Annotated in this window: 18 protein-coding genes and 1 other RNA gene; 6 read left to right on the top strand and 13 right to left on the bottom strand. The window is 63.7% G+C overall.

Features of this window, described 5'->3' with window-relative positions:
• Nucleotides 1–23: 23 nt before the first annotated feature.
• From ASF90_RS20250 to ASF90_RS20235, 4 genes are all read right to left on the bottom strand, one after another.
• Nucleotides 24–695, bottom strand: a complete 672-nt coding sequence (locus ASF90_RS20250; RefSeq protein ID WP_055854436.1) for a flagellar hook capping FlgD N-terminal domain-containing protein — start codon at nucleotides 693–695, stop codon at nucleotides 24–26.
• Nucleotides 696–732: 37 nt separating this feature from the next.
• Nucleotides 733–1,140: a flagellar basal body rod protein FlgC gene (flgC, locus tag ASF90_RS20245; protein WP_005914451.1), complete on the bottom strand. Its 408-nt coding sequence runs from the start codon at nucleotides 1,138–1,140 to the stop codon at nucleotides 733–735.
• 3 nt (nucleotides 1,141–1,143) lie between these two features.
• The gene (flgB, locus tag ASF90_RS20240; RefSeq protein ID WP_055854433.1) at nucleotides 1,144–1,545 is read right to left on the bottom strand and encodes a flagellar basal body rod protein FlgB; all 402 of its coding nucleotides are present in this window, start codon (nucleotides 1,543–1,545) and stop codon (nucleotides 1,144–1,146) included.
• A gap of 594 nt (nucleotides 1,546–2,139) precedes the next feature.
• The gene (locus ASF90_RS20235; RefSeq protein ID WP_016901727.1) at nucleotides 2,140–3,084 is read right to left on the bottom strand and encodes a chemotaxis protein CheV; all 945 of its coding nucleotides are present in this window, start codon (nucleotides 3,082–3,084) and stop codon (nucleotides 2,140–2,142) included.
• A gap of 300 nt (nucleotides 3,085–3,384) precedes the next feature.
• Here ASF90_RS20235 and flgA point away from each other — a divergent pair, with 300 nt between their 5' ends.
• The 3 genes from flgA (at nucleotide 3,385) to ASF90_RS20220 (ending at nucleotide 4,755) form a co-directional block, all read left to right on the top strand.
• Nucleotides 3,385–4,029 (top strand): flagellar basal body P-ring formation chaperone FlgA, encoded by a 645-nt coding sequence (gene flgA / locus ASF90_RS20230; RefSeq protein ID WP_055854430.1) that lies wholly within the window; start codon nucleotides 3,385–3,387, stop codon nucleotides 4,027–4,029.
• A gap of 66 nt (nucleotides 4,030–4,095) precedes the next feature.
• Nucleotides 4,096–4,407: a flagellar biosynthesis anti-sigma factor FlgM gene (flgM, locus tag ASF90_RS20225; RefSeq protein WP_055854427.1), complete on the top strand. Its 312-nt coding sequence runs from the start codon at nucleotides 4,096–4,098 to the stop codon at nucleotides 4,405–4,407.
• A 15-nt stretch (nucleotides 4,408–4,422) separates the two neighbouring features.
• Nucleotides 4,423–4,755, top strand: coding sequence for a flagella protein (locus ASF90_RS20220; RefSeq protein WP_055854424.1), 333 nt, complete (start codon nucleotides 4,423–4,425; stop codon nucleotides 4,753–4,755).
• A gap of 228 nt (nucleotides 4,756–4,983) precedes the next feature.
• On the opposite strand, the gene ASF90_RS23060 is transcribed toward ASF90_RS20220, so the two are convergent.
• A non-coding RNA gene (locus ASF90_RS23060) (sX9 sRNA) lies at nucleotides 4,984–5,059 on the bottom strand.
• A gap of 132 nt (nucleotides 5,060–5,191) precedes the next feature.
• Between ASF90_RS23060 and ASF90_RS20215 the strand changes: the two genes are divergently transcribed.
• Complete coding sequence (locus tag ASF90_RS20215) at nucleotides 5,192–6,418, top strand: ATP-binding protein (RefSeq protein ID WP_055854422.1); 1,227 nt, start codon at nucleotides 5,192–5,194, stop codon at nucleotides 6,416–6,418.
• A gap of 135 nt (nucleotides 6,419–6,553) precedes the next feature.
• On the opposite strand, the gene ASF90_RS20210 is transcribed toward ASF90_RS20215, so the two are convergent.
• Together ASF90_RS20210 and ASF90_RS20205 are read right to left on the bottom strand one after the other, a co-directional pair.
• A complete protein-coding gene (locus tag ASF90_RS20210) occupies nucleotides 6,554–8,275 on the bottom strand; it encodes an EAL domain-containing protein (protein WP_046964054.1) in 1,722 nt (573 codons plus the stop codon).
• 3 nt (nucleotides 8,276–8,278) lie between these two features.
• On the bottom strand, nucleotides 8,279–10,411 hold the full coding sequence (locus ASF90_RS20205; protein WP_055854419.1) for a PAS domain S-box protein: 2,133 nt from the start codon (nucleotides 10,409–10,411) through the stop codon (nucleotides 8,279–8,281).
• Nucleotides 10,412–10,530: 119 nt separating this feature from the next.
• Here ASF90_RS20205 and ASF90_RS20200 point away from each other — a divergent pair, with 119 nt between their 5' ends.
• Nucleotides 10,531–13,317, top strand: coding sequence for an EAL domain-containing protein (locus ASF90_RS20200; RefSeq protein WP_193552593.1), 2,787 nt, complete (start codon nucleotides 10,531–10,533; stop codon nucleotides 13,315–13,317).
• A gap of 452 nt (nucleotides 13,318–13,769) precedes the next feature.
• On the opposite strand, the gene ASF90_RS24395 is transcribed toward ASF90_RS20200, so the two are convergent.
• From ASF90_RS24395 to ASF90_RS20170, 6 genes are all read right to left on the bottom strand, one after another.
• Nucleotides 13,770–14,474, bottom strand: a complete 705-nt coding sequence (locus tag ASF90_RS24395) for a hypothetical protein (protein WP_236699319.1) — start codon at nucleotides 14,472–14,474, stop codon at nucleotides 13,770–13,772.
• Nucleotides 14,475–14,769: 295 nt separating this feature from the next.
• Complete coding sequence (locus ASF90_RS20190; RefSeq protein WP_055854412.1) at nucleotides 14,770–15,057, bottom strand: hypothetical protein; 288 nt, start codon at nucleotides 15,055–15,057, stop codon at nucleotides 14,770–14,772.
• 86 nt (nucleotides 15,058–15,143) lie between these two features.
• Entirely contained in the window at nucleotides 15,144–16,334 is a 1,191-nt protein-coding gene (locus ASF90_RS20185) for a methyl-accepting chemotaxis protein (protein WP_055854408.1), read from the bottom strand.
• 147 nt (nucleotides 16,335–16,481) lie between these two features.
• Nucleotides 16,482–17,096 (bottom strand): high frequency lysogenization protein HflD, encoded by a 615-nt coding sequence (gene hflD / locus ASF90_RS20180; RefSeq protein ID WP_055854405.1) that lies wholly within the window; start codon nucleotides 17,094–17,096, stop codon nucleotides 16,482–16,484.
• On the bottom strand, nucleotides 17,096–18,232 hold the full coding sequence (gene mnmA / locus ASF90_RS20175; protein ID WP_055854403.1) for a tRNA 2-thiouridine(34) synthase MnmA: 1,137 nt from the start codon (nucleotides 18,230–18,232) through the stop codon (nucleotides 17,096–17,098). Before mnmA ends, hflD begins: the two co-directional genes overlap by 1 nt.
• Nucleotides 18,229–18,687, bottom strand: coding sequence for an NUDIX hydrolase (locus ASF90_RS20170; protein WP_055854395.1), 459 nt, complete (start codon nucleotides 18,685–18,687; stop codon nucleotides 18,229–18,231). Before ASF90_RS20170 ends, mnmA begins: the two co-directional genes overlap by 4 nt.
• A gap of 250 nt (nucleotides 18,688–18,937) precedes the next feature.
• Between ASF90_RS20170 and clpS the strand changes: the two genes are divergently transcribed.
• A complete protein-coding gene (gene clpS, locus ASF90_RS20165) occupies nucleotides 18,938–19,258 on the top strand; it encodes an ATP-dependent Clp protease adapter ClpS (protein WP_016901748.1) in 321 nt (106 codons plus the stop codon).
• Nucleotides 19,259–19,282: the final 24 nt, after the last annotated feature.

The following is a 19,282-nucleotide window of genomic DNA, read 5'->3' as shown; positions in this document are numbered from 1 at the left end:
TCCTTTAAGTGTCGGTTGCCGGCTCAGCTGACGCGGAGCACGTTGGCGAGCGGGGAAGTGCCTAGCCCGGTCAGGTTGAGATACAGGCCGTCCGAGCCGATCGTGACGCTGTCCACCGGTGCGTCGACATAGGTGGACAACTTGCTCTTGGCACCGGCGGTGTCGGTTTGGGTTGCGGTAATGCCGTATTTGCCGGCGGCCATGCGGTTGCCGTTGGCGTCCGTGCCATCCCAGGCGAACGACACCTCACCGGCGGCGCTGGCCGGCACGCTGATTTGTTTGACGAAGGCGCCGTTGGCATCGGTGATTTCAAAATTGACGAAGCCAGCCGAGGTTGCGGCGACCACGCCCTTGGCCGAGCCGGTGGCATCGATGGCGACCTGCGCCGAGGGCACCAACACGTTGTGGCCCACCAGCGCGGCGCCCTTGAGCACCTGGTCGGCGTTCATCGAATCGGAGAAATTGCCGACCTTGGTATTGAGGTCGCCAATGCCCTGCACGGTGGAGAACTGCGCCAACTGGCCTAGAAACGCGCTGTTTTCCATCGGTTTGAGCGGGTCCTGGTGCTGCAGCTGTTCGGTCATCAACTTGAGGAAATCGGCTTGGCCGAGTGCTTCTTCTTTCTTCTTCGTCGATGTGGCGCTGCTGGAGGTCAGGCCGAGGCTGGTGTAGAGGTCGCTACCGATCGTGCTCATTGGAAAGGGTCCGTAGGAAAAAGGTCAGCAAGGAGGGTCAGCGACCCATGGTCAGGGTCGCGAGCGCCAGTTCCTTGGCGGTATTGAGCATTTCCACGCCTGCCTGGTAATTGCGCGAGGCGGAAATCATGTTGACCATCTGCGAGACCGGGTCCACGTCGGGCGAGAACACGTAGCCGTCGGCATCGGCCAGCGGGTGGCCGGGCTCGTAGCGACGGATCGGCGGCGCGTTGGTGGTGGTGATCTCCTTGACGTTCACCGAGGTCAGGCTGGGGTCCTGACGGCTCTGCTGGGCCTGGAAGATCGGCTCGATCGGCTTGTAGGTCGCTTCTGCAGAACCGGCCACCGAATCGGCGTTGGCCAGGTTGGAGGCGATGGTGCTCAGGCGGACCGACTGCGCATGCAGCGCCGAGCCGGCCACATCGAAAATGGGAAGGTTACTCATGACTTATTGGCCCGTGATCGCGGTGAGCATCGAGCGCACCTTGGATTCGAGGAAGCTCAGCGACGCGCGGTATTCCAGCGCGGCGCGGCCGTAGGCGGCGCGTTCTGCATCGGGATCGACGGTGTTGCCGTCCAGGCTGGGCTGATCGGATTCGCGGGTGATCTGGAACGGGTTGAGCCCTGCGCCGCCGCCCACTTCGTAATGCTTGGCGTCGGTGGCCTGCATCAAGCCGCCATCCTGCACGCCCTGGGCCGACTTCAGGGCCGCTTCGAAGTTGAGATCCTTGGCTTTGTATCCAGGGGTGTCCACATTGCTCAGGTTGCTGGCAATGAGCTTCATGCGCTGCTCGCGCAGCGACAATGCGTCGCCGTGGACGCCGAGGAAGGACGAGAAGGGATTGGACACGGTGCTCTCCCGCGAAGTGTTGCCAGAGAAGAAGCAATGTTTGTGCCAAATCAGGGGTCCTGCTGAACCCGTCGATCGGGTAGGGCTGCTGGAGCGCCCTGGCGTGGCCTTGATCGGCCAAGGCCGCGGTTTCAGCCAGGAAGGTGAACCTGGACGACCGGTTCAGGGCTCTTGGGCTCTATCGGACTAGCTGATGCAAGTCCTGTGCGAGGCGCTGCTTGGCTAGCGGCTGCCGCCAGCAACGGTCGTGACTATCTAGACCGGGACCATCTGGAAGGGGCAGGTGACAGCGGCAACGGCTCGCAACTCTAGAAATGCGCTGCGCCCAATGTGGGCGTCTTGCCTGACGAGATTAGGTGGGGAGTGTTGCGAAGCCACTATTGACGGTAATTCACGCCAACAGGCTGCCAATCCATTTCCATTCAATGCGCGTCGCCAATCTACTCAAGGCGCGTCGCCAAGACAGCTTGGGTGTCGCCGGAGTTCTACGCCGGGAATGCCTGCAAGGCATTCCTTCTCATTGTCATCGGCACCTGCACGCGGCCGGCGCTGCGAACGACCCGCCGCCGGCGAACCGGTCAGTCGACCTCTTGCTCAGGCCGCTTCGGCAACCACTTTCAAGCGTGCCAACACGTAGTCGGCCAGCTCGTGCGCGCTGTACTTGGCCACGAAAGCATTGGCGCCCACCTGCTCGACCATGGCGTTGTTGAACACGCCCGACAAGGAGGTGTGCAGCAGCACGTACAGGCCTTGCAGGCCCGGCGTGCGCCGGATTTCCGTCGTCAGCGTGTAGCCGTCCATTGCCGGCATTTCGATATCGGAGATCACCATCGCATAGCGGTCGGCCGGGTTTTCGCCCGACGCCGCCACCTGCAGCAAGTGATCCAGCGCCTGACGGCCGTCGGACAACAAGGTTGCCGACACGCCGAGCTGGTCGAGCACGCTGCGAATCTGCTGACGCGCCACCCGCGAGTCGTCCACCACCAATACCTGGAACTGACGGTCGTAGGCCACCAACTGCAGCGACGGATCCAGCTGCACGTCCTTGCTGACCTTGGCGATGTCGGCCAACACGCTTTCTACGTCGATCACCTGGATCAGCTCGCCCTGGAACCGCGTCACTGCCGTCAAATAAGTGGCCTCGGCGCCTAGTTCCGGCGGCGGGTGGATATCTTCCACCGCAATATTGACGATGCGCTCCACGCCGCTGACCAGAAATCCCTGGACCGAGCGGTTGAACTCGGCCACCACCAGGTAGCCGGGCCCATTTTCGGAGTGTGCGTCGCGTTCCGGGTGGCCGATGGCCAGGCCCAGATCCAGTACAGGGACCGAGCGCCCGCGCACGTCGGCAACGCCGGCGAATTCGGTCGGCAGTCCGGGCACCTGGAACAATTCCGGGCGGCGCAGCACTTCCTGCACCTTGAAGACGTTGACGCCAAAAAGCTGGCGCCCGCCTAGCCTAAACAGCAGCAGCGCCAGTCGATTGTGGCCAGCCAGTCGGGTGCGCTGGTCGATGCGGTTGAGCAGATCGTGGGTCATGGGGCAGATATCGACAGCGCCGCCTGGAAACTTGAGGGCTTTGTGGTTGGTCGGAGCGCTGTCGGGAATGGGGAGTCGGGAATGGGGAATCGTAAAAGCGAGGGATGAAGCTTTCCGCAGCAAGCCCGAGGCGAAGGGCAGTGACTTTGCCTGCTGATAGCTTTCCCCCAGTAAATCGCACGGCAGCAACGAAGGCCGACCATCTTTCAGCCACCAACCGATTCCCCATTCCCGATTCCCTATTCGAAAACAGGCACACCGCTTGCATGAGCTTCCGCGTCTTCCTACGGATCTGGTCCCATGCGCCTGCTCCTGCTTGTCATTTTGTTGGTCGCCGCCCCCGCCTGGGCCGATGGGTACCAGTCGGTCGATTCCATTCGCGCAGCGGCGCTGGCCACGGTTGGCCCCGATGCCGAAGCCGAGGCCACGCTCGATCCGGGTCTGCGCATGCCGGCCTGTCCCATCGCCCTGCAAGCCCAGCCCACCGGCACCAACACCGTCGAAGTGGCCTGCCCGCAGCCGGCTGGCTGGCGTTTGTTCGTGCCATTGAAGGTGCGTCGCAACCAGGATGTCCTGGTGCTGCGTCGGGGCATCAGCGCTGGAGAAACCATCTCGTTAGCCGATATCAGTATCGAGAAGCGTGACGCCGCTCGCATCGTCGGTGCGGTACTGGCCGACCCGGTGGCCGCAGTGGGCAAGTCCGCCCGCCGTGTCCTGCCGGCCGGCTCGCTGCTCTCGGCCAATGATCTGGTGACGCAGCGGCTGGTCCGGCGCGGCGATACCGTCCCGCTGGTGTCGCGCAACGGCGGTCTGGAGGTGCGCATGAGCGGTCGCGCGCTCTCCGATGCCGGCGAAAACGAGCGGGTTTCGGTCGAGAACTCCTCGTCCCGCCGTGTGGTGCAGGGGATTGTTGAAGCGAGCGGAACCGTTGTGGTCTCCAGGTAAAAATTTTCTATAAAGTTTTTTTTCTGGGTGCCGTTATCCCCTACGACCTGTAGAGGAGTTCCTGACATGACCCAGAAAATTGAAGGCAATCTACCGACCGCTGCCACCCTTCGCACCGCGGCCACGAGCAGCAAGATCGTTCCGGCCGGTGAAGATCGCGCGTCCCCGATTGCAGCCTTACCGCCCACCGACAGCGTCAAGCTGACCGGCGAAGCCACCAATCTGCAGAACCTGCAGCGCGAGCTGTCGCAGTCCTCGGCGATCGACACCGGTCGCGTCCAGGCTGTGAAAGACGCCTTGCAGAACGGCAGCTACTCCATCAACCCGGATGCCATCGCCAGCCGCATGATGGATCTGAATCAGCAACTGGCGGGTTGATTCCCGACTAAAAGGATGAACGTGAACGAGTTCCTGCAACGTCTCAGCGATGCGCTGGCCGGCGAACGCCAGGCATTACTCGAGAACGACATCGACGGGTTGATGCGGCACACGCAGGACAAGCTGTCGGCGCTGCGCGCGCTTGAAGCGCGAATGCCCGAAGGCGAAGAAGAGCGTCTGCGTGAGCTGGCCGAAGCCAATCGCGCCAATGGTGCGCTGCTGGCACGCCGCCGCCGCGAAGTGAACTGGGCGCTGCGTCACCTGGGGCGAACCGAAAGCGCGCCCTCGTACGACGCCAAGGGCCAATCCAACGTACTGCGCGGCGGACGTTCGCTGGCAGTCGCCTGAGGTAGCCGTCACTGCAGCGGGAGCGGGCGCACGCACCCAGGTGCTGCGCGCACGCAGGCCACGCAGGTTTGCTACGGTCGACACTGCCGGCTGGCAGACACCGTGCGCAATCGACCGACGGGAAGGGACGGCGTGGAATCACCGCTGTTCCAATGCACGCACGCCATGCCGATCAGCGGTCGCGCCTGGCAACTGCCAATCGAGCAGCTTTAATACGGCTACAAGAGCGGCTAACAAAACGTAGCGAGCAGTCGTTTGGTGTGTGTCGAGGGCGGGGAGGAACCGGACTGTACGAACGGTACATGCCGCACCGAGCACCGGCCGCGCCCGCCTGGTAGCCGCACAGTCCTGTTGCTGGCTGCTCTAAGACCAAGTGGCGATATGGCCGCCCTATGGTTCGGCGTATATTGAAGCGTCCCTGCTGCCGCCGTGTCCCGTGACCGCCAAGTTTTTTCTCAATCAAGCATTGTTGCCGTCTTCGACCATCCTGCGCGCATTCGGCGACCAGATGCTTGAAGGTGTTCTGCTGTTCCGTGCCGATGGACAGCTGATTCTGGCCAACGCGGTTGCGCGTCAGAGCCTGTGCAAGGAAGACCCCGCCGACGATCGCAATCTGGGCGAGCGGATTTCACAGGTGCTGCCCTCGGATGCGCTGAACCAGGCGCGCAGCAAGGGCAGCTGGACCGGCAGCCTGCCGGTAGCCGACCGCGTGGTCATCGCGCACTTGTATTACAACGAAGAGCAGGGCGTCGGGCATTTTCTGGCGTTGTTCCACAACATCGAAGGCCAGCAGGATTACGAGCGCGAGCTGCAACAGCGCCACGCCGAACTGCGCCAGGCCTACATGCGCTTGAACGGTGCGCAGGACAAACTGCTGCAGTCGGAAAAAATGGCCTCCATCGGCCAGTTGGCGGCCGGCGTGGCGCATGAGATCAATAATCCGATCGGCTACGTGCACTCCAATCTCGGCAGCCTGCAGGAGTACCTGCGCAGCCTGTTCACCCTGATCGAAGCCTACGAGCGCGCGCTGCAGGCGCCGGACCCGAAGGCGTTGATTCCCGAGATCGACGAAATCCGCAACCGTGCCGATATCGACTTCATCAGCCGCGATCTGCCGCAGTTGATGGCCGAATCGCGCGAAGGTATCGAGCGGGTTACCCGCATCGTGCGCGACCTCAAGGATTTCTCGTACTCGGACCGCTCCGAGTCGTGGAAGATGGTGGACCTGCATGCCGGCCTCGAATCCACGATCAACATCATCTGGAACGAGCTCAAGTACAAGGTGACGCTGGAGCGCAATTATGCCGAGCTGCCGTTGGTGGAATGCCTGCCATCGGAGCTCAACCAGGTCTACATGAACATGCTGCTCAACGCCGGCCAGGCGATTGTGGAGCGCGGCACCATCACCGTCACCAGCGGACGCGATGAAGCTGAAAACGTCTGGATCCAGTTCCAGGACAGCGGCGCCGGCATCGCCCCGGACCTGCTGCAGCGCATTTTCGACCCGTTTTTCACCACCAAACCGGTCGGCAGCGGCACCGGCCTGGGGCTATCGATCTCCTACGGCATCATCAACAAGCACCACGGCCGTATCGACGTCGAAAGCGTGCCAGGGCAGGGCGCCAGCTTCCGCATCGTGTTGCCGATCCGGCAGCCGAAGTAGCGCTGACGCGCTGGGAATGGGAAATCGGGAGTAGGGAATCGGGAGCGCGGCATGCGCTGGTGCTTTGATTTTGAGGCACGATTTGGCACGTGGAGAATCAAGCGGTAGATATCTGCTCTACCAATTCTCTATTCCCTATTCCCGGCCGTTGCGTAGCTCGTCATGGGTGCGGAAGGCCTGGCGAATATGCTCGCGCAGTTCGTCGTCGTTCCACGGCTTGGTCAGGAAGCGGTAGATCGCGCCACGGTTGATCGCCTCGGTCACCGTGGCCAGGTCGGTATAGCCGGACAGCACCAGGCGCACGGTATCGGGATAGAGCATTTTGACGCGGCCCAGGAACTCGGTGCCGCTCATATCCGACATGCGCTGGTCCGACAGAATCACCTGCACGTCGTTGGTGGCCAACAGGTCGAACGCATCGCGTACGTTGCCGGCCGCCAGGATGCGGTAGCCGTCGCGGCGGAACAGGCGTACCAGCGAGCGCAGCACGTTTTCTTCGTCGTCCAGCAGCAATAAGGTGCGGTCCGGGCGGCTTTCGGCGAACGATTCCGGACGCAGATAGCGCCGACGCAGTGCCATGCCGGCGGACTCGGCCGACATCGGTTCTCCGAACAGATAGCCCTGGAAGATGTCGCAATCGTTGCGCCGCAGAAAGCCCAGTTGCGCTTGCGATTCCACGCCATTGGCGATCACCGTCATGCCCAGCTGGTGGCCCATCGCAATGATGGCGCGCGCAATCGCTGCCTCGCGGCTGCCGGCCGGCGCGCTCTTGATGAAGCTGCGGTCGATCTTGAGCCGGTCGACCGGGTAGCGCACCAATGCGCTCAGACTGGAATCGCCGGTGCCGAAGTTGTCCAGACTCAGGCTGATGCCTTCGTTGCGCAGGTTGGCCATCGTCTCGTGGACGAAGTTGACGTTGTTGGTCAACGCGCTTTCGTTGATTTCCAGCGTCACGAACTGCGCCGGCACGCCCGCCGTTTGCAGCATGGCCATCACTTCGTTGAAGAAGCCCGGCCGCAGCAATTGCAGCGTGGAGACATTGACCGCAATGCTGAAATCGTCGAAGCCCTGGTCGCGCCACAGCCGCGCCTGGCGCACTGCGTTCTGCAGCACCCATTCGCCGATCTGCACGATCACGCCCAGCCGCTCTGCGGTGCGCATGAAGCGCTCCGGCACCAGCATGCCCAGCGTGGGCGATTGCCAACGCAGCAGCGCTTCCATGCCGACGATGCGGCCGTCGCGTGCGCTGACCAGCGGTTGGTAGCGCAGGCGCAGTTCACCATGCGGGATCGCATCGACGATCTGCCGCGCAATGATGCTCTCGCTGTGCGCGTTGGTCGCCGAATTACGCGTGTACAAGCGCACCGTGTTGCCGCCTTCGCGCGCGGCCTGATAGCTGGCTTCTTCGGCGTAGTCGAGCAGGATGGAGAGCGAGGTCGAGTGTTCTGGGCACAGGCTGATACCGACCTTGCCGGTCATGAACAACGTATACGGCAGCACCGACAACGGCAGTTCCAGCTGCTGGCGAATCTCTTCGGCAAAGTCTTCCGGCAGCGGCGTGTCGTCGCGGCGCACCGCCACGATGATCATTTCGTCGCTGCCGTGGCGCCACAACTTGCCGCGCGTGCCTAAAAACTCCTGCAGACGGCGTGCGGCCAGCGTCAGTGCCTGATCGCCGACCTCACCACTCATGTTCTCGTTGATCGAGGCAAAGTGATCGATGTCGACATGGAAGATCATCAACGGCTGGCCGCCGGATGCGGCCGCGTCGACCAGATGCAGTAATTCGGGGTTGCCTGCGCCCAGGCGTGTCGGTTTGACGATTTCCAATCCGGGCGGGATTACGGGGCTCCACATGACTCAACGTCCACCATCTTCGTGGACGGACTCGCCGGCCGGGTGATAGGGCAGGCGCAACGTCACGCGCGTGCCTGCTCCGGGTGCTGAGTCTATCGCGAGCACGCCACCGACGGTTTGCGCACGCTCACGCATCACGATCAGTCCAAGTCCGCGCGGGCCTTCCGGCTCGAAGCCATCGCCGTCATCGCTGACTTCCAGACGGAACGTCTCGCTGTCGATCGATTGCAGACTCATGCGCACTTCGCCGGCGCATGCGTGTCTCAAGGCATTGGTCAGGCTTTCCTGCGCAATGCGGAAGCAGGCCTGTTCGATTTCGTTGCCGGGGCGGACGTCGAGCGCCTGGATATCCAGCTCTAACCGGACCTGCGAGGCGCGGAACAGCATCGAGGCCTGCCAACGTAACGCTGCTTCCAGACCCAGCGCATCGAGTTGCGGCGGACGCAACAGCATCGACAGATTGCGCAGCTTGTTCACCGTGGAATCGGCCAGCGACACCACTTCCAGCAGATCTTCGCGGCGCGCGACCGGGTCGAGTTCGTCCAGCGCCGCATGCGCGGACAACTTCATTGCAGTGATCGCCTGGCCGATGTCGTCGTGCAGATCACGCGAGATCGCACGGCGTTCGTCTTCCTGCAACGAGAACAGCCGCTTGGCCATCGCCTGCAACTCGGCATTGCTCTCGGCCAGGGCATCGCGCATGCGCTCGGGCTCGCTCAGGTCACGTACCACCAGCAGCTTGCAGCTGCGCCCGCCGTAACGGATGTCGCCCGCCGACAGGCCTGCATAGAACGTGCTGCCATCGCGACGGCGCATCGCCCGTGCACTGGACACCGGCTCATTACGATCGCTGCCGGCACGCAGATACTCGCGCACCACCGATAAATCGGAATCGCCGACCAGCGTCTGCAGCGGCTCGCCCAGAATGGTTTCGCCCTGAAAACCGAACTGGGCCGAGCCTGCCGCATTGGCGTACATCACGTGCTCGTCGGCGAGGATCAGCACGCCGTCCGGCAGCACCCGCACCAGCTCGCGGAACTGTTCTTCGCGCTCGCGCAGCAGACGCCGCGACTGTTCGCGTTCGCTGACATCCTGCAAGGTGCCATGCACATGGCTTGCGCCGCTGGGCAGGGTCACGCTCTCTGCCCGCAGATGCACGGTGCGCGGTTGCGAATCGCCACCGGTGAGCGGCAGCAGCACATCGATCTGTACCTCGCCGCCGGTGCACATGTCTTCGATCATGCGTTCGATACGCGCCTGGGTGGCGGTATCGGATGCGGTCAGCAGCTCTTCCAGACGATGTTCGCGCCGATGCATCGGCACGCTGCGTCCCAGGATGCGATACACCGCCGCCGAGTAGCGGCCCAGGCCGGTGGCGCGATCCAGTTGCCACGAACCCAGTCGCGCGATGCCCTGCGCTTCTTCAAGGCGTTCCAGCGCTTCGTCGCGCAGATGCTGCGCCTGGCGTTCTTCGCTGCGGTCTACCGTCACCACCAGACGGGCAGGGCCGCTGGCCAGATGCAGCTGATTGCTGCGCACCTCGACATGCCGCAGTCCACTGCGGGTCAGCAGATCTTCGTTCAAAACGCAGGTGGTGTCGCCCTTGCCGCGGATCTCCGTGATGATGTCTTCCAGCCGCGCGCCATCGGCGTTGGGCCAGACCGCCTGCAGCGTCTGCTGCAGGAATTCGTCGCGTTCCCAGCCGAAGAATTCCAGCGCCGCCGGATTGGCGTCGAGAATGCGCATGGTCGCCAGGTCGTAGATGAAGGCCGGGCTGGGCAGGGCCAGGAACTTGGCCTGCAGCAAGGCTTCGGACTGCGCCAGTTGCGCATGTTCTTCCACGATCAGCGTCATGAAGCGCCGCAGCACCAGATGGATCACGATGCTCGACACCAGCAGAAAGCTGGCATCGGACCAGCGTTCAGGCACTGCCGCGCCAGCCAGATTGAGCAATCGGTTACCCAGCAGCAGCCACACCACACCGATCAGCAGGTACAGACCGGTCAGCGTCCACAGGCCTTGCTGCAGGCGTTCGGCCAGGCGAAGTCGGGACACGGGAGGGGACGAGAACGCGGGCGCGGCGACAGGTTGGTGCATGGGTCCGCGGACGACCTTTGGAGCGGGCGATGCGGCCATCTTAGCCGTAAGTCGGCCCGGTTCGGTTGCGCTCGAAACACTCGCCTCAACTAATCCGCTGGACGGCCGTTATCCATTGCGACCCCGAGGCAGGGGTCGATCCTTCGGAGTGTTCCAGAGTGGACTCAGGCGTCATTGCAAGCATGCTGCAGCACCCGCTGACCTCAGCGGTGGTGTTGTTGGATGCGCATGGCCAGCCCCTGGCGGCCAATAGCGTTGCGCAGTCCCTCGGGCTGCCGGCAACCCTTGGTGCGTATGCCGAAGTGCTGGAGAGCAGTCGCGCCCAGGTGGCCGACAGCGGCGGCATGGCGGCCTGCGTGTTGCCGGGAACGGGCGGCGGACGGCTGGAAGGCTGGCTGCGCGCGGTCTGCGACGAGCACGGCAAGGTCATGGCCTTCACCCTGAGCATTCCCGAGCCGATGGGCGCCGATGGCACCAGCCGCTGGGAAATGGGCCTGGACAGCGCCGATCACGGGTTGTGGGATTGGGATATTCCCGCCGACGTGGTGTACCGCTCCGAGCGCTGGACCCGCATGCTCGGCTACTCCGAGCAACCGCTACCGAACAATCTCACCGCGTTGTCCGGGTTGATTCATCCCGACGACCACGCGCAGGTCAGCGCAGCCGTCCAGGCGCATCTGGATGGGCGCACCGATACCTATGTAGCCGAATTCCGGCTGCGCCAGCACGACGGCCAATGGCGCTGGATCCTCGATCGCGGTCGCGTGGTCTCGCGCACCGCCGATGGCCGCCCGCTGCGCATGGTCGGCACCCATACCGACGTGCATCACCACAAATTGCTCGAGCAGCAGCTGCGCGAGCAGCAGGCCCAGCTCGAAGAAGCCCAGCGCATTGCCAGCATGGGCAGCTGGAGCTGGGATTCGCTGAAGGACCAACTGTGGATATCGCAGGACTTCCTGCAGCAGCTCGGCATGACCCAGCTGCGCCTGCACGGCGTTCGCGACCTGCTGCGTCTGCTCGCACGGCCTTCGGTGGCGCAACTGCGCGGGGCCTGGCGTAAAATCAAGCACGAAGGCCTGCCGGTGCATTTCGAGCTGGAGGTCAACGGCCTGCTCGGCGTCAATCCGCATCATCTGCGGGTCTGGGCGCAGCCGGTGTTCGATGGCGATGGCAGCATGGTGCGTGTGCTCGGCCAGTTGCAGAACGTCACCGAGCAGCGGCAGACCGATGCCCTGATCCGTTGGCGTACCGAACTGCTCAATCGCGTGTCCGCGTTGGGCAAGATCGGCGGTTGCGAAATCGAGGTCGATACCCGTCGCATGCAGTGGACCGAGGAGTGCTACCGCATCCACGGCTTGCGCAAGGAAAACATCACCCTGGAGCAGGCGCTTGCGCTGTACACCCAGGATTCGCGCGACGCTTTCGAAGCGGCGCTGCTGCGCATTTCCGATGGCGGTCTGCCCGAGCAGCTGGAGCTGTGCTTCTATCGCAACTCCGGTCAACGCATCTGGGTGCAGGTGCTGATCGAGCTGGATCGTCGTGAAGGGCTGCCGCCGCGGTTTGTCGCCCTGTTCCGCGATGTCACCCGCGAGCGCGAAGCCAACGAACGCATCGAGCTGCTGGCGCACTACGACCGGTTGACCGGCCTGCCGAACCGTTTTTTGCTGCGCGAGCAGGCAGAAAACGCGATCCGCGAAGCGCACGAGCGCGGCCAGGTGCTGGCCATGCTGCTGATCGATCTGGATGGCTTCAAGAGCATCAATGATTCGTTCGGCCATGCCACCGGCGACAACTTGCTCAAGCTCGCCTCGGCGCGCCTGCATCAGCATCTGCGCAACAGCGATCTGTTCGGCCGCTTCAGCGACGACGAATTCATCGTGCTGCTGCGCGATCTTTCCGAGCCGGAAGATGCCGGCCACGTGGCGCGCAAGTTGATCAGCGCGCTGGGCGAACCGCTACGCAAGGACCATATCACCCTCAAGCTCGGTGCCAGCATCGGCATTGCGCTGCAGGGAGAGGGTCTTTCGGACTTCGACAGCCTGCTGCGCGCCGCCGATGCGGCGATGTACGCGGCCAAGGAATCCGGTCGCAACACCTTCCATTACTACAGCCAGGATGTGCTGCTGCGTGCGCAGCGCCGGCTGGAGCTCGAGCATGCACTGCAAGGTGCGCTCGAGCGCGAAGAGTTCACGCTGGTCTACCAGCCGCTGGTCAACACCGTGGGCGACGCATCGCCGGCGATCGAAGCGCTGATGCGCTGGAATCGCCCAGGCCATGGCCCGTGCAGCCCGGTCGAATTCATTCCGATCGCGGAAGAATGCGGCGAAATCGTGCGTCTAGGCGAATGGGTGATCGGTGAAGCCTGCCGCCAGGCGGTGGTCTGGGATCGCGCCGGGCTGCATTTCAGCCGCATCGCGGTCAATGTCTCGGCCGTGCAGTTGCGCGAACGCGGCTTTGCCGAGCGCGTGCTGGAAATCTGCCGCGACAACGGCTGGCCGCCATCGCGGCTGGAACTGGAATTGACCGAGTCGGCGCTGATTCGCGATTCGGATTCGCTGCGCCGTTGCTTCGAGTTGTTCGAGCAAAACGGCGTGCTGCTGGCGGTGGACGACTTCGGCACCGGCTTCTCGAACCTGCATTACCTCAACCGCTTCCCGGTGCAGCGCCTCAAGATCGACCGCAGCTTCGTACAGGGCATGCTCGACGACGCCAACACCGCCGAGGTCACCCAGGCCATCGTGCATCTGGGCCACGCGCTGGGCATGCAGGTTGTCGCCGAAGGCGTGGAGACCGTGCAGGAAGATGCCTTGCTGCGCCAGCAAGGCTGCGACGAGATCCAGGGCTATTTCTACTCGCGCCCGTTGTCGCCGCGCGACATGGCGCAGTGGCTGCGCGAGGCCGAAGCCGGCATGCGGCTGGGTGCGCGCTTGGTGATCGCCAGCTGAGGCGCTGGTCTGGCTGGCACCGTCAGTCTTGATGCTGCGGCATGGCGCGCAGGGCGTGTAGCAGTTTGATACGCCGATGCGGCGTGCCGTCATACAAAAGGTTTGCAGCTCGCGTAATGCAAGCGACTGCGTGGAACCACAAGAATCTTCCATGCCATTTTCCCAACGCAGCGGCAGACGCGCGTTCCGCTCAACGTCGCATACGCCCGAATGCGCGCCTCGCGATGTATGACGCTGCTATCCGGCGACGCATCACGGATTCCCGTGCGGAGCGTCATGGACATCTGCGACATCTTCCCAATACATCATCAGTCCGGATCTGGCTGCGACGCCGCGCCAACCGCCAGGGCTGATGTCCGGCACGTTCAGTGATCGCATCTGCATGCAGCCCTGTCGTCAGTGGTGCACGTGAGGTCCGCAAGCCAGCACGCTTAACCGCTCTGGTGCAGTTTTCATTCCGGCGCAAATGAAAGCTCGCGCCTCCAGACCAGCGGCGTTTTTTCTCTTTGTTTGTCAGGGAAGAAAAGCGATAAATAGCCTGCCGCGATGGCGCGGTCGCGGAGTTTCAGACCGACGCCTTCCGCGGTCACTACGGATACGTCGGTCACCGTGCCTTGCGCATCGACCCTCATGTCCCACACAAGGCGGCCGCGCCACTGGTCCGGTGGAATCGATGCGTCATAGTTCGGTCGGCCAACGACATAAGGCGTTCCAGGGTCGGTGGACAGTGGCGAATCTTCGAGTTTGGCATTGACCTGGATGGTGCTTTCGCCAGTGCGCCCATCGCCTGTTTGGGCTTGAAAAGTCCATAAGCCAGGCGCTCCGCTTTGGCCCAGGTCGGCGCCGTAACACTGCTTTGCACCACGATACTCAGGGTATTGGTGGCTCGATACTTCCCGCCCGGATGCGTCGAAGGCCTTCAACATCAACCCGCCCACATCGGTATCGGCAAAATTGGTTGCGACACAGATCTGATGATGGTGCTGATCATCGGTCAGGAATTGGATGGTTTGCTGGCGCGTAATCGAATGCGGCGGCCGCGCCTCCCAGAGGAATTCGAGATACACACTCTCGTTCGCCGATGCTGCGGCAGCTGCCGCGGATGCCGCGGACTGGAGCGCTGCTGCAGCCAATAAAACCAAGCGACTTCCGTTCATGGATATGCAGCACGTTCAACCTAAGGACGAACGCAATCTTCCCATACTGATCGGCAATGGGCCGGCACTCCGGGAGTGATGAAAACGGCGTCGTCCCTGTGGCTGACAACCCCTGGGGCGTGTTGGCGTATTGGCCAGGGCGGGGGAGTTGTGTGCGCGCGGTCCGCGTAGTGCCCTGTGGCCCAGGGTAACTGACAGCCGGCGAGCCTGAGGCGGTTGGCTGGAAAGCCTGAGATCGGGCAGTTCAAAACAACCGGCGGGGCGCCTGCCGAGGCACGCCCCGCCGTTGCAGGGATCAGCGTGTCGACGCGCCGACGGCGGCGCCGTCCAGGCCTAGGTCCCACGCCACGGTCGCGAACAGCAGGTCGGTTTCGCTGCAATCGCGGCGCGGGTTGATCAACGCCTTGATTTCCGCGCGGGCGGCAAGCTCCAGCCGTTCCAGTGCGGCCGGCAACCGTACCCGCCGCAGCACCGGCCTGGCCGCTTCGCTTTGCGCGATGCGCTCGGCATGGGCGGTGGCCAAGGCTGCTGCCTGCAATGCGGCAGTGGGGTCGGTATCGATGGTGGGGGCAAGGAGCGTCATGAGCGGAACACCGGGTCGTTACGGAACGACAAATCCCCGGAAAGCCGGGGAATGTCGGGATCAGAAGCTGCGGGCAGACATCGGTCTTAGAACAACTCGACCGTGCCGGCACCCATGCCCTGCTGTGCGACCGGCTTGTGCGGCGGGCGTTCCCACTCCACACGCATGTCGCGCAGACGGCTGGACACCTTGGCCAGCGACGCAACCAGGTCGCTGTCGTACACGCCGCCATTGCGATGCAGCAGTTCCTGCAGCGCCACCGCCTCACGGTTGATCGCGGTGAGGCGATCGAGGTGGGTGTGGATGCCGCTCAACGTCTGCGTGGCAATGTCCTCGAACTGCAGGGCGCGGACGGCTTCGGCCACGCTGCCATCGATGGAACGAGCGCACTCGGAGATTTCGCGCATGCCATCGCCCAACGAGGCGTTGATCTGAGCGACGTTCTCCAGCATGGCGGCCGATTCATGGCGCGCCTCGCGGGAGCGGTCCATGTGACGCGATGCCAGCTGCGAGACCGTTTCACGCACCTTGGCGATCGATTCCTTGGAGCTGTGTGCCAGCTTGCGGATCTGTTCGTTGAAGGTGGTGGAACGTTCGGACAGGTTACGCACCTCGTCGGCGACCACCGCGAAGCCACGACCGGCTTCACCGGCACGTGCTGCTTCGATGGCGGCGTTCAACGCCAGCAGGTTGGTCTGGTCGGCGATCGACTTGACGTCTTCCAGCAACGCGAAGATGCCATCCAGATGCTGTGCCATCTCATCGATGTGATGGACGGTGTTGGTGCTCTGGCCGCTCACCTGTTCCAGCGCTTCCACCAATTGCTCCATGCGGGAGCTGGCGTGCTGGGCGAAGCGGGCGACGTCGACGCCGGCACTGCCATCGTCGCCTGCGCGGTCGACGATGCGGGCCAGTGCCTGGCTTTGCTGGCGCGACTTGCGGTTCATCGATTCGAAGCTGCCACCAAGACCGGACACGGCCTGGCGGATCAGTTCGCGGGCACGCTCGACTTCCGAGCGCGAACCATCGACTTCGTTGCTGACGAACGTACGCAGTTCGTTGAGCAGTTGGTCCTGCTCGCGCAGGATGCGGGTCTGGTCCGGGTTGCGCCGGAACTGGGAATACGTCACCCAGGCAGCGAAAACCAACCAACTAAGGGTCATGGTCGCCAGGATCGCCCAGCGCACCGAGGCGGGCCAGTCGAATCCGACAGCGAAGGGAAACAGCAAGGTCAGAGCCAAAGGAGCGGCTAGACGGATGAGTGGACGTGAATACATGGGCGTTCTCGGCAGAGTCACGGTTGCTGTATCGGCAATACCCCCGTTGTCTTTAGCGACGATCGCCATATCGTCTTGCCCATGCGCTTGCGGCCGGCGCACGCTAGCGCCCGTTATAGGCGCCTGAAACCGCCTTGTTTGCGCTACTCAGCGCAGCACGCGGTCCACCGCTTCGCTCATCGCGCGTTTGGCGAACAGGAAGTCCCACAAGCTGCCCCCCATCTGCCGCCACAGGACCGCCGAGCGCACTGCCGCCAGCAACAGTGCGCGGATTTCCGCGACCACGCCTGCCTGGCCCAGGTAATGCGGGTTGCCCTGCACCATGACTTTGGGGCGCAGGTGGCTGATGGTCTGCGCATACAGCCCGCCCAGCGAACTGAGCACATCCGGATGAGCGCTGTCGTTCAGGTTCTGCGCCTGGCGTGCGGCTGCCTCGATGCCGTTGGACACCGTCGACACGGTGGTGGTGTCGCGCACGAAACGGCGCTCCAGTTGCAGCACCGCCAGCGCCAGGCGCGGCAGCACGTCGTCCTGAGCCTGGTTGCGGAAGTAGTTGTGCAACAGGCGCAGACCGGGCGCCACCGCCTCAGCCGAGCCGTAAACGGCCTCTGGCGAGGCCGCATCCACCCGGAACACGCTGTCCATGGCGGTGCGCACCGTCGCCGCTTCCGAATGCCCGGTTTCGGCGATCCGCCGCACCTGCTGCAACGCCTGGGCGACGCCGGCAAGCGCCAGCACGCGGTATTCCATGGAAACACTCATCAAGCCACACCCTCAGAGGAAAAAGAAGATCCCGCCAGCTGGCGTTCCAGCGGCGCATCGGTGGCGGCAATGACCGCGCCGCCCAGGCATTCCTCGCCGTCGTACAGCACCAGCGACTGCCCGGGCGTTACCGCCCGCTGCGGTCGCTCGAACCACACCTGCACGCTGCCATCGTCCTGCACGTCCACCGTGCACGGCTCGTCCGGCTGCCGGTAGCGTGTCTGCGCAGTACAACTGAAGCGGCGCGCAGGCGGTGCGCCGGTCACCCAGTGGGCTTGCTCGGACTGCAGCCAGCGCGATTGCAGCAAGGGGCTGTCGCGGTCCTGATCCACATACAGCACGTTGCTGGCCACATCCTTGCCCACCACGTACCAGGGCGCTGCTGCCCGGCCACGCACGCCGCCGATGTTCAGGCCTTCGCGCTGACCCAGGGTGAAATAGAACACCCCCGGATGGTCGGCAATGCGCTGCCCCTGCGGGTCGCGGATCTCACCGGTGCGGGCGGGCAGGTAGCGCCCCAGGAATTCGCGGAAGTCGCGCTCGCCGATGAAGCAGATCCCGGTGGAATCCTTTTTGGCGTGGGTCGGCAGACCGGCGTCCTGGGCGATACGGCGCAGCGTGCTCTTTTCCAGATCGCCGATCGGGAACAGGGTCGCGGCCAGTTGGGTCTGCCCCAGTTGATGCAGGAAATAGCTCTGGTCCTTGCCACGGTCCGCCCCACGCAGCAGCCGCCAGCGTCCGCCGCTGTGGGCCACCTGCGCGTAATGGCCGGTGGCGATGCGCTCGGCGCCCAGCGCCTGGGCAGCGTCCAGGAAATGCTTGAACTTGACCTCGCGGTTGCACAACACATCCGGGTTGGGCGTGCGTCCGGCGGCATATTCGGCCAGAAAGTGCTCGAACACACCGCTCCAGTATTCGCCGGAAAAATCGCGAAAGTGGAACGGAATACCCAGCACGCCGCACACCGCCACCGCATCGCGACGGTCGTCTTCGGCGCGGCAATCGCCACTGCCGTCGTCGGCCCAGTTCTGCATGAACAACCCGGCGATCGGCTCGCCTTGCTGCGCCAGTTTCCATGCCGCCACCGACGAATCCACGCCACCCGACACGCCCACCACGATACGCGGCGTACTCATGCGACGTGCTGCACCAACGCCAGCGGGTGACGCTGCCCGGCCAGAAAGTCGGCCACCACCTGCCACACCAACGGGCTACGCAGCCGCTCGGTCGCGTCGCGCAATTCATCCGGTGTCATCCATAGCGCGCGCACCACACCGGTATCCAGGCGGCGCTCCGGGTGATGGGTTACCGCCTCGCCAACGAAGGCGAAGCGCAGGAAGCACTGGCCGCTCGGCGCCACCCACTGGTAGGTGCCGATGAAGTGGGTCAGCCGCACGTCCCAGCCGGTCTCTTCCAGGGTTTCGCGCACGGCTGCGTCCAGCAGGCTTTCGTCGGGCTCCAGATGGCCTGCGGGCTGGTTCAACAACAGCTTGCCGGCGATGGTTTCTTCCACCTGCAAGAACTTGCCGTCGCGCACCACCACAGTGGCCACGGTGACATCCGGGCGCCAGCGCTGTTCGGGCGTACTCATCGGTCGAGCGCCTGGGCGGGCGACAGGCCGGCCATTGCATCGGTCACCGCATCGGTGCACGGGCGGGCGGCGCAACACCGCAGTGCAGGCAGGGGCGCGCGGGCATGCAGGGATGCTGCAGCAGACGGCGCCTGTCGCAGCGCGGTCGGGGTATCGGTCATCAAGGGCCAGCCGGGGAATCGGAGACAAATTGTGCGGGCCGCGGCGCAAATCGTCCAATGCGCGCGGCGATGAACCGTATAATGACCGGATGCCCCGGAAGACATCTCACGAACACGATCATGGCCTCACGGTCGAAGCCAGCAAGCCTGAAGTGGCGCCACCGCCGCGGTATCAGGTGCTGCTGCTGAACGACGACTACACCCCGATGGACTTCGTGGTGACCGTGCTGCAGCAGTTTTTCAACCTCGATCTGGAGCGGGCCACGCAGGTCATGCTGCACGTCCATACCCGTGGACGCGGCGTTTGCGGGGTCTACAGCCGCGAAGTGGCCGAGTCCAAGGTGGCGCAGGTTAACGAGTTTTCGCGCATGAACCAGCATCCGCTGCTGTGTACGATGGAACAGACCTGAGCTGGCAGCGGGATCATTCCAGCA

The sequence above is a fragment of the Xanthomonas sp. Leaf148 genome (assembly GCF_001423585.1).
Classification (GTDB): Bacteria; Pseudomonadota; Gammaproteobacteria; order Xanthomonadales; family Xanthomonadaceae; genus Xanthomonas.
This window is presented reverse-complemented; position numbering and strand designations above follow the sequence as displayed.

Coding starts and splice junctions, on each gene's coding strand:
- ASF90_RS20250 (WP_055854436.1), bottom strand. CDS start 695: ATGAGCACGATCGGTAGCGACCTCTACACCAGCCTCGGCCTGACCTCC.
- flgC (WP_005914451.1), bottom strand. CDS start 1,140: ATGAGTAACCTTCCCATTTTCGATGTGGCCGGCTCGGCGCTGCATGCG.
- ASF90_RS20235 (WP_016901727.1), bottom strand. CDS start 3,084: ATGACCCACGATCTGCTCAACCGCATCGACCAGCGCACCCGACTGGCT.
- flgA (WP_055854430.1), top strand. CDS start 3,385: ATGCGCCTGCTCCTGCTTGTCATTTTGTTGGTCGCCGCCCCCGCCTGG.
- flgM (WP_055854427.1), top strand. CDS start 4,096: ATGACCCAGAAAATTGAAGGCAATCTACCGACCGCTGCCACCCTTCGC.
- ASF90_RS20220 (WP_055854424.1), top strand. CDS start 4,423: ATGAACGTGAACGAGTTCCTGCAACGTCTCAGCGATGCGCTGGCCGGC.
- ASF90_RS20210 (WP_046964054.1), bottom strand. CDS start 8,275: ATGTGGAGCCCCGTAATCCCGCCCGGATTGGAAATCGTCAAACCGACA.
- ASF90_RS20205 (WP_055854419.1), bottom strand. CDS start 10,411: ATGGCCGCATCGCCCGCTCCAAAGGTCGTCCGCGGACCCATGCACCAA.
- ASF90_RS24395 (WP_236699319.1), bottom strand. CDS start 14,474: ATGAACGGAAGTCGCTTGGTTTTATTGGCTGCAGCAGCGCTCCAGTCC.
- ASF90_RS20190 (WP_055854412.1), bottom strand. CDS start 15,057: ATGACGCTCCTTGCCCCCACCATCGATACCGACCCCACTGCCGCATTG.
- ASF90_RS20185 (WP_055854408.1), bottom strand. CDS start 16,334: ATGTATTCACGTCCACTCATCCGTCTAGCCGCTCCTTTGGCTCTGACC.
- hflD (WP_055854405.1), bottom strand. CDS start 17,096: ATGAGTGTTTCCATGGAATACCGCGTGCTGGCGCTTGCCGGCGTCGCC.
- mnmA (WP_055854403.1), bottom strand. CDS start 18,232: ATGAGTACGCCGCGTATCGTGGTGGGCGTGTCGGGTGGCGTGGATTCG.
- ASF90_RS20170 (WP_055854395.1), bottom strand. CDS start 18,687: ATGAGTACGCCCGAACAGCGCTGGCGCCCGGATGTCACCGTGGCCACT.
- clpS (WP_016901748.1), top strand. CDS start 18,938: ATGCCCCGGAAGACATCTCACGAACACGATCATGGCCTCACGGTCGAA.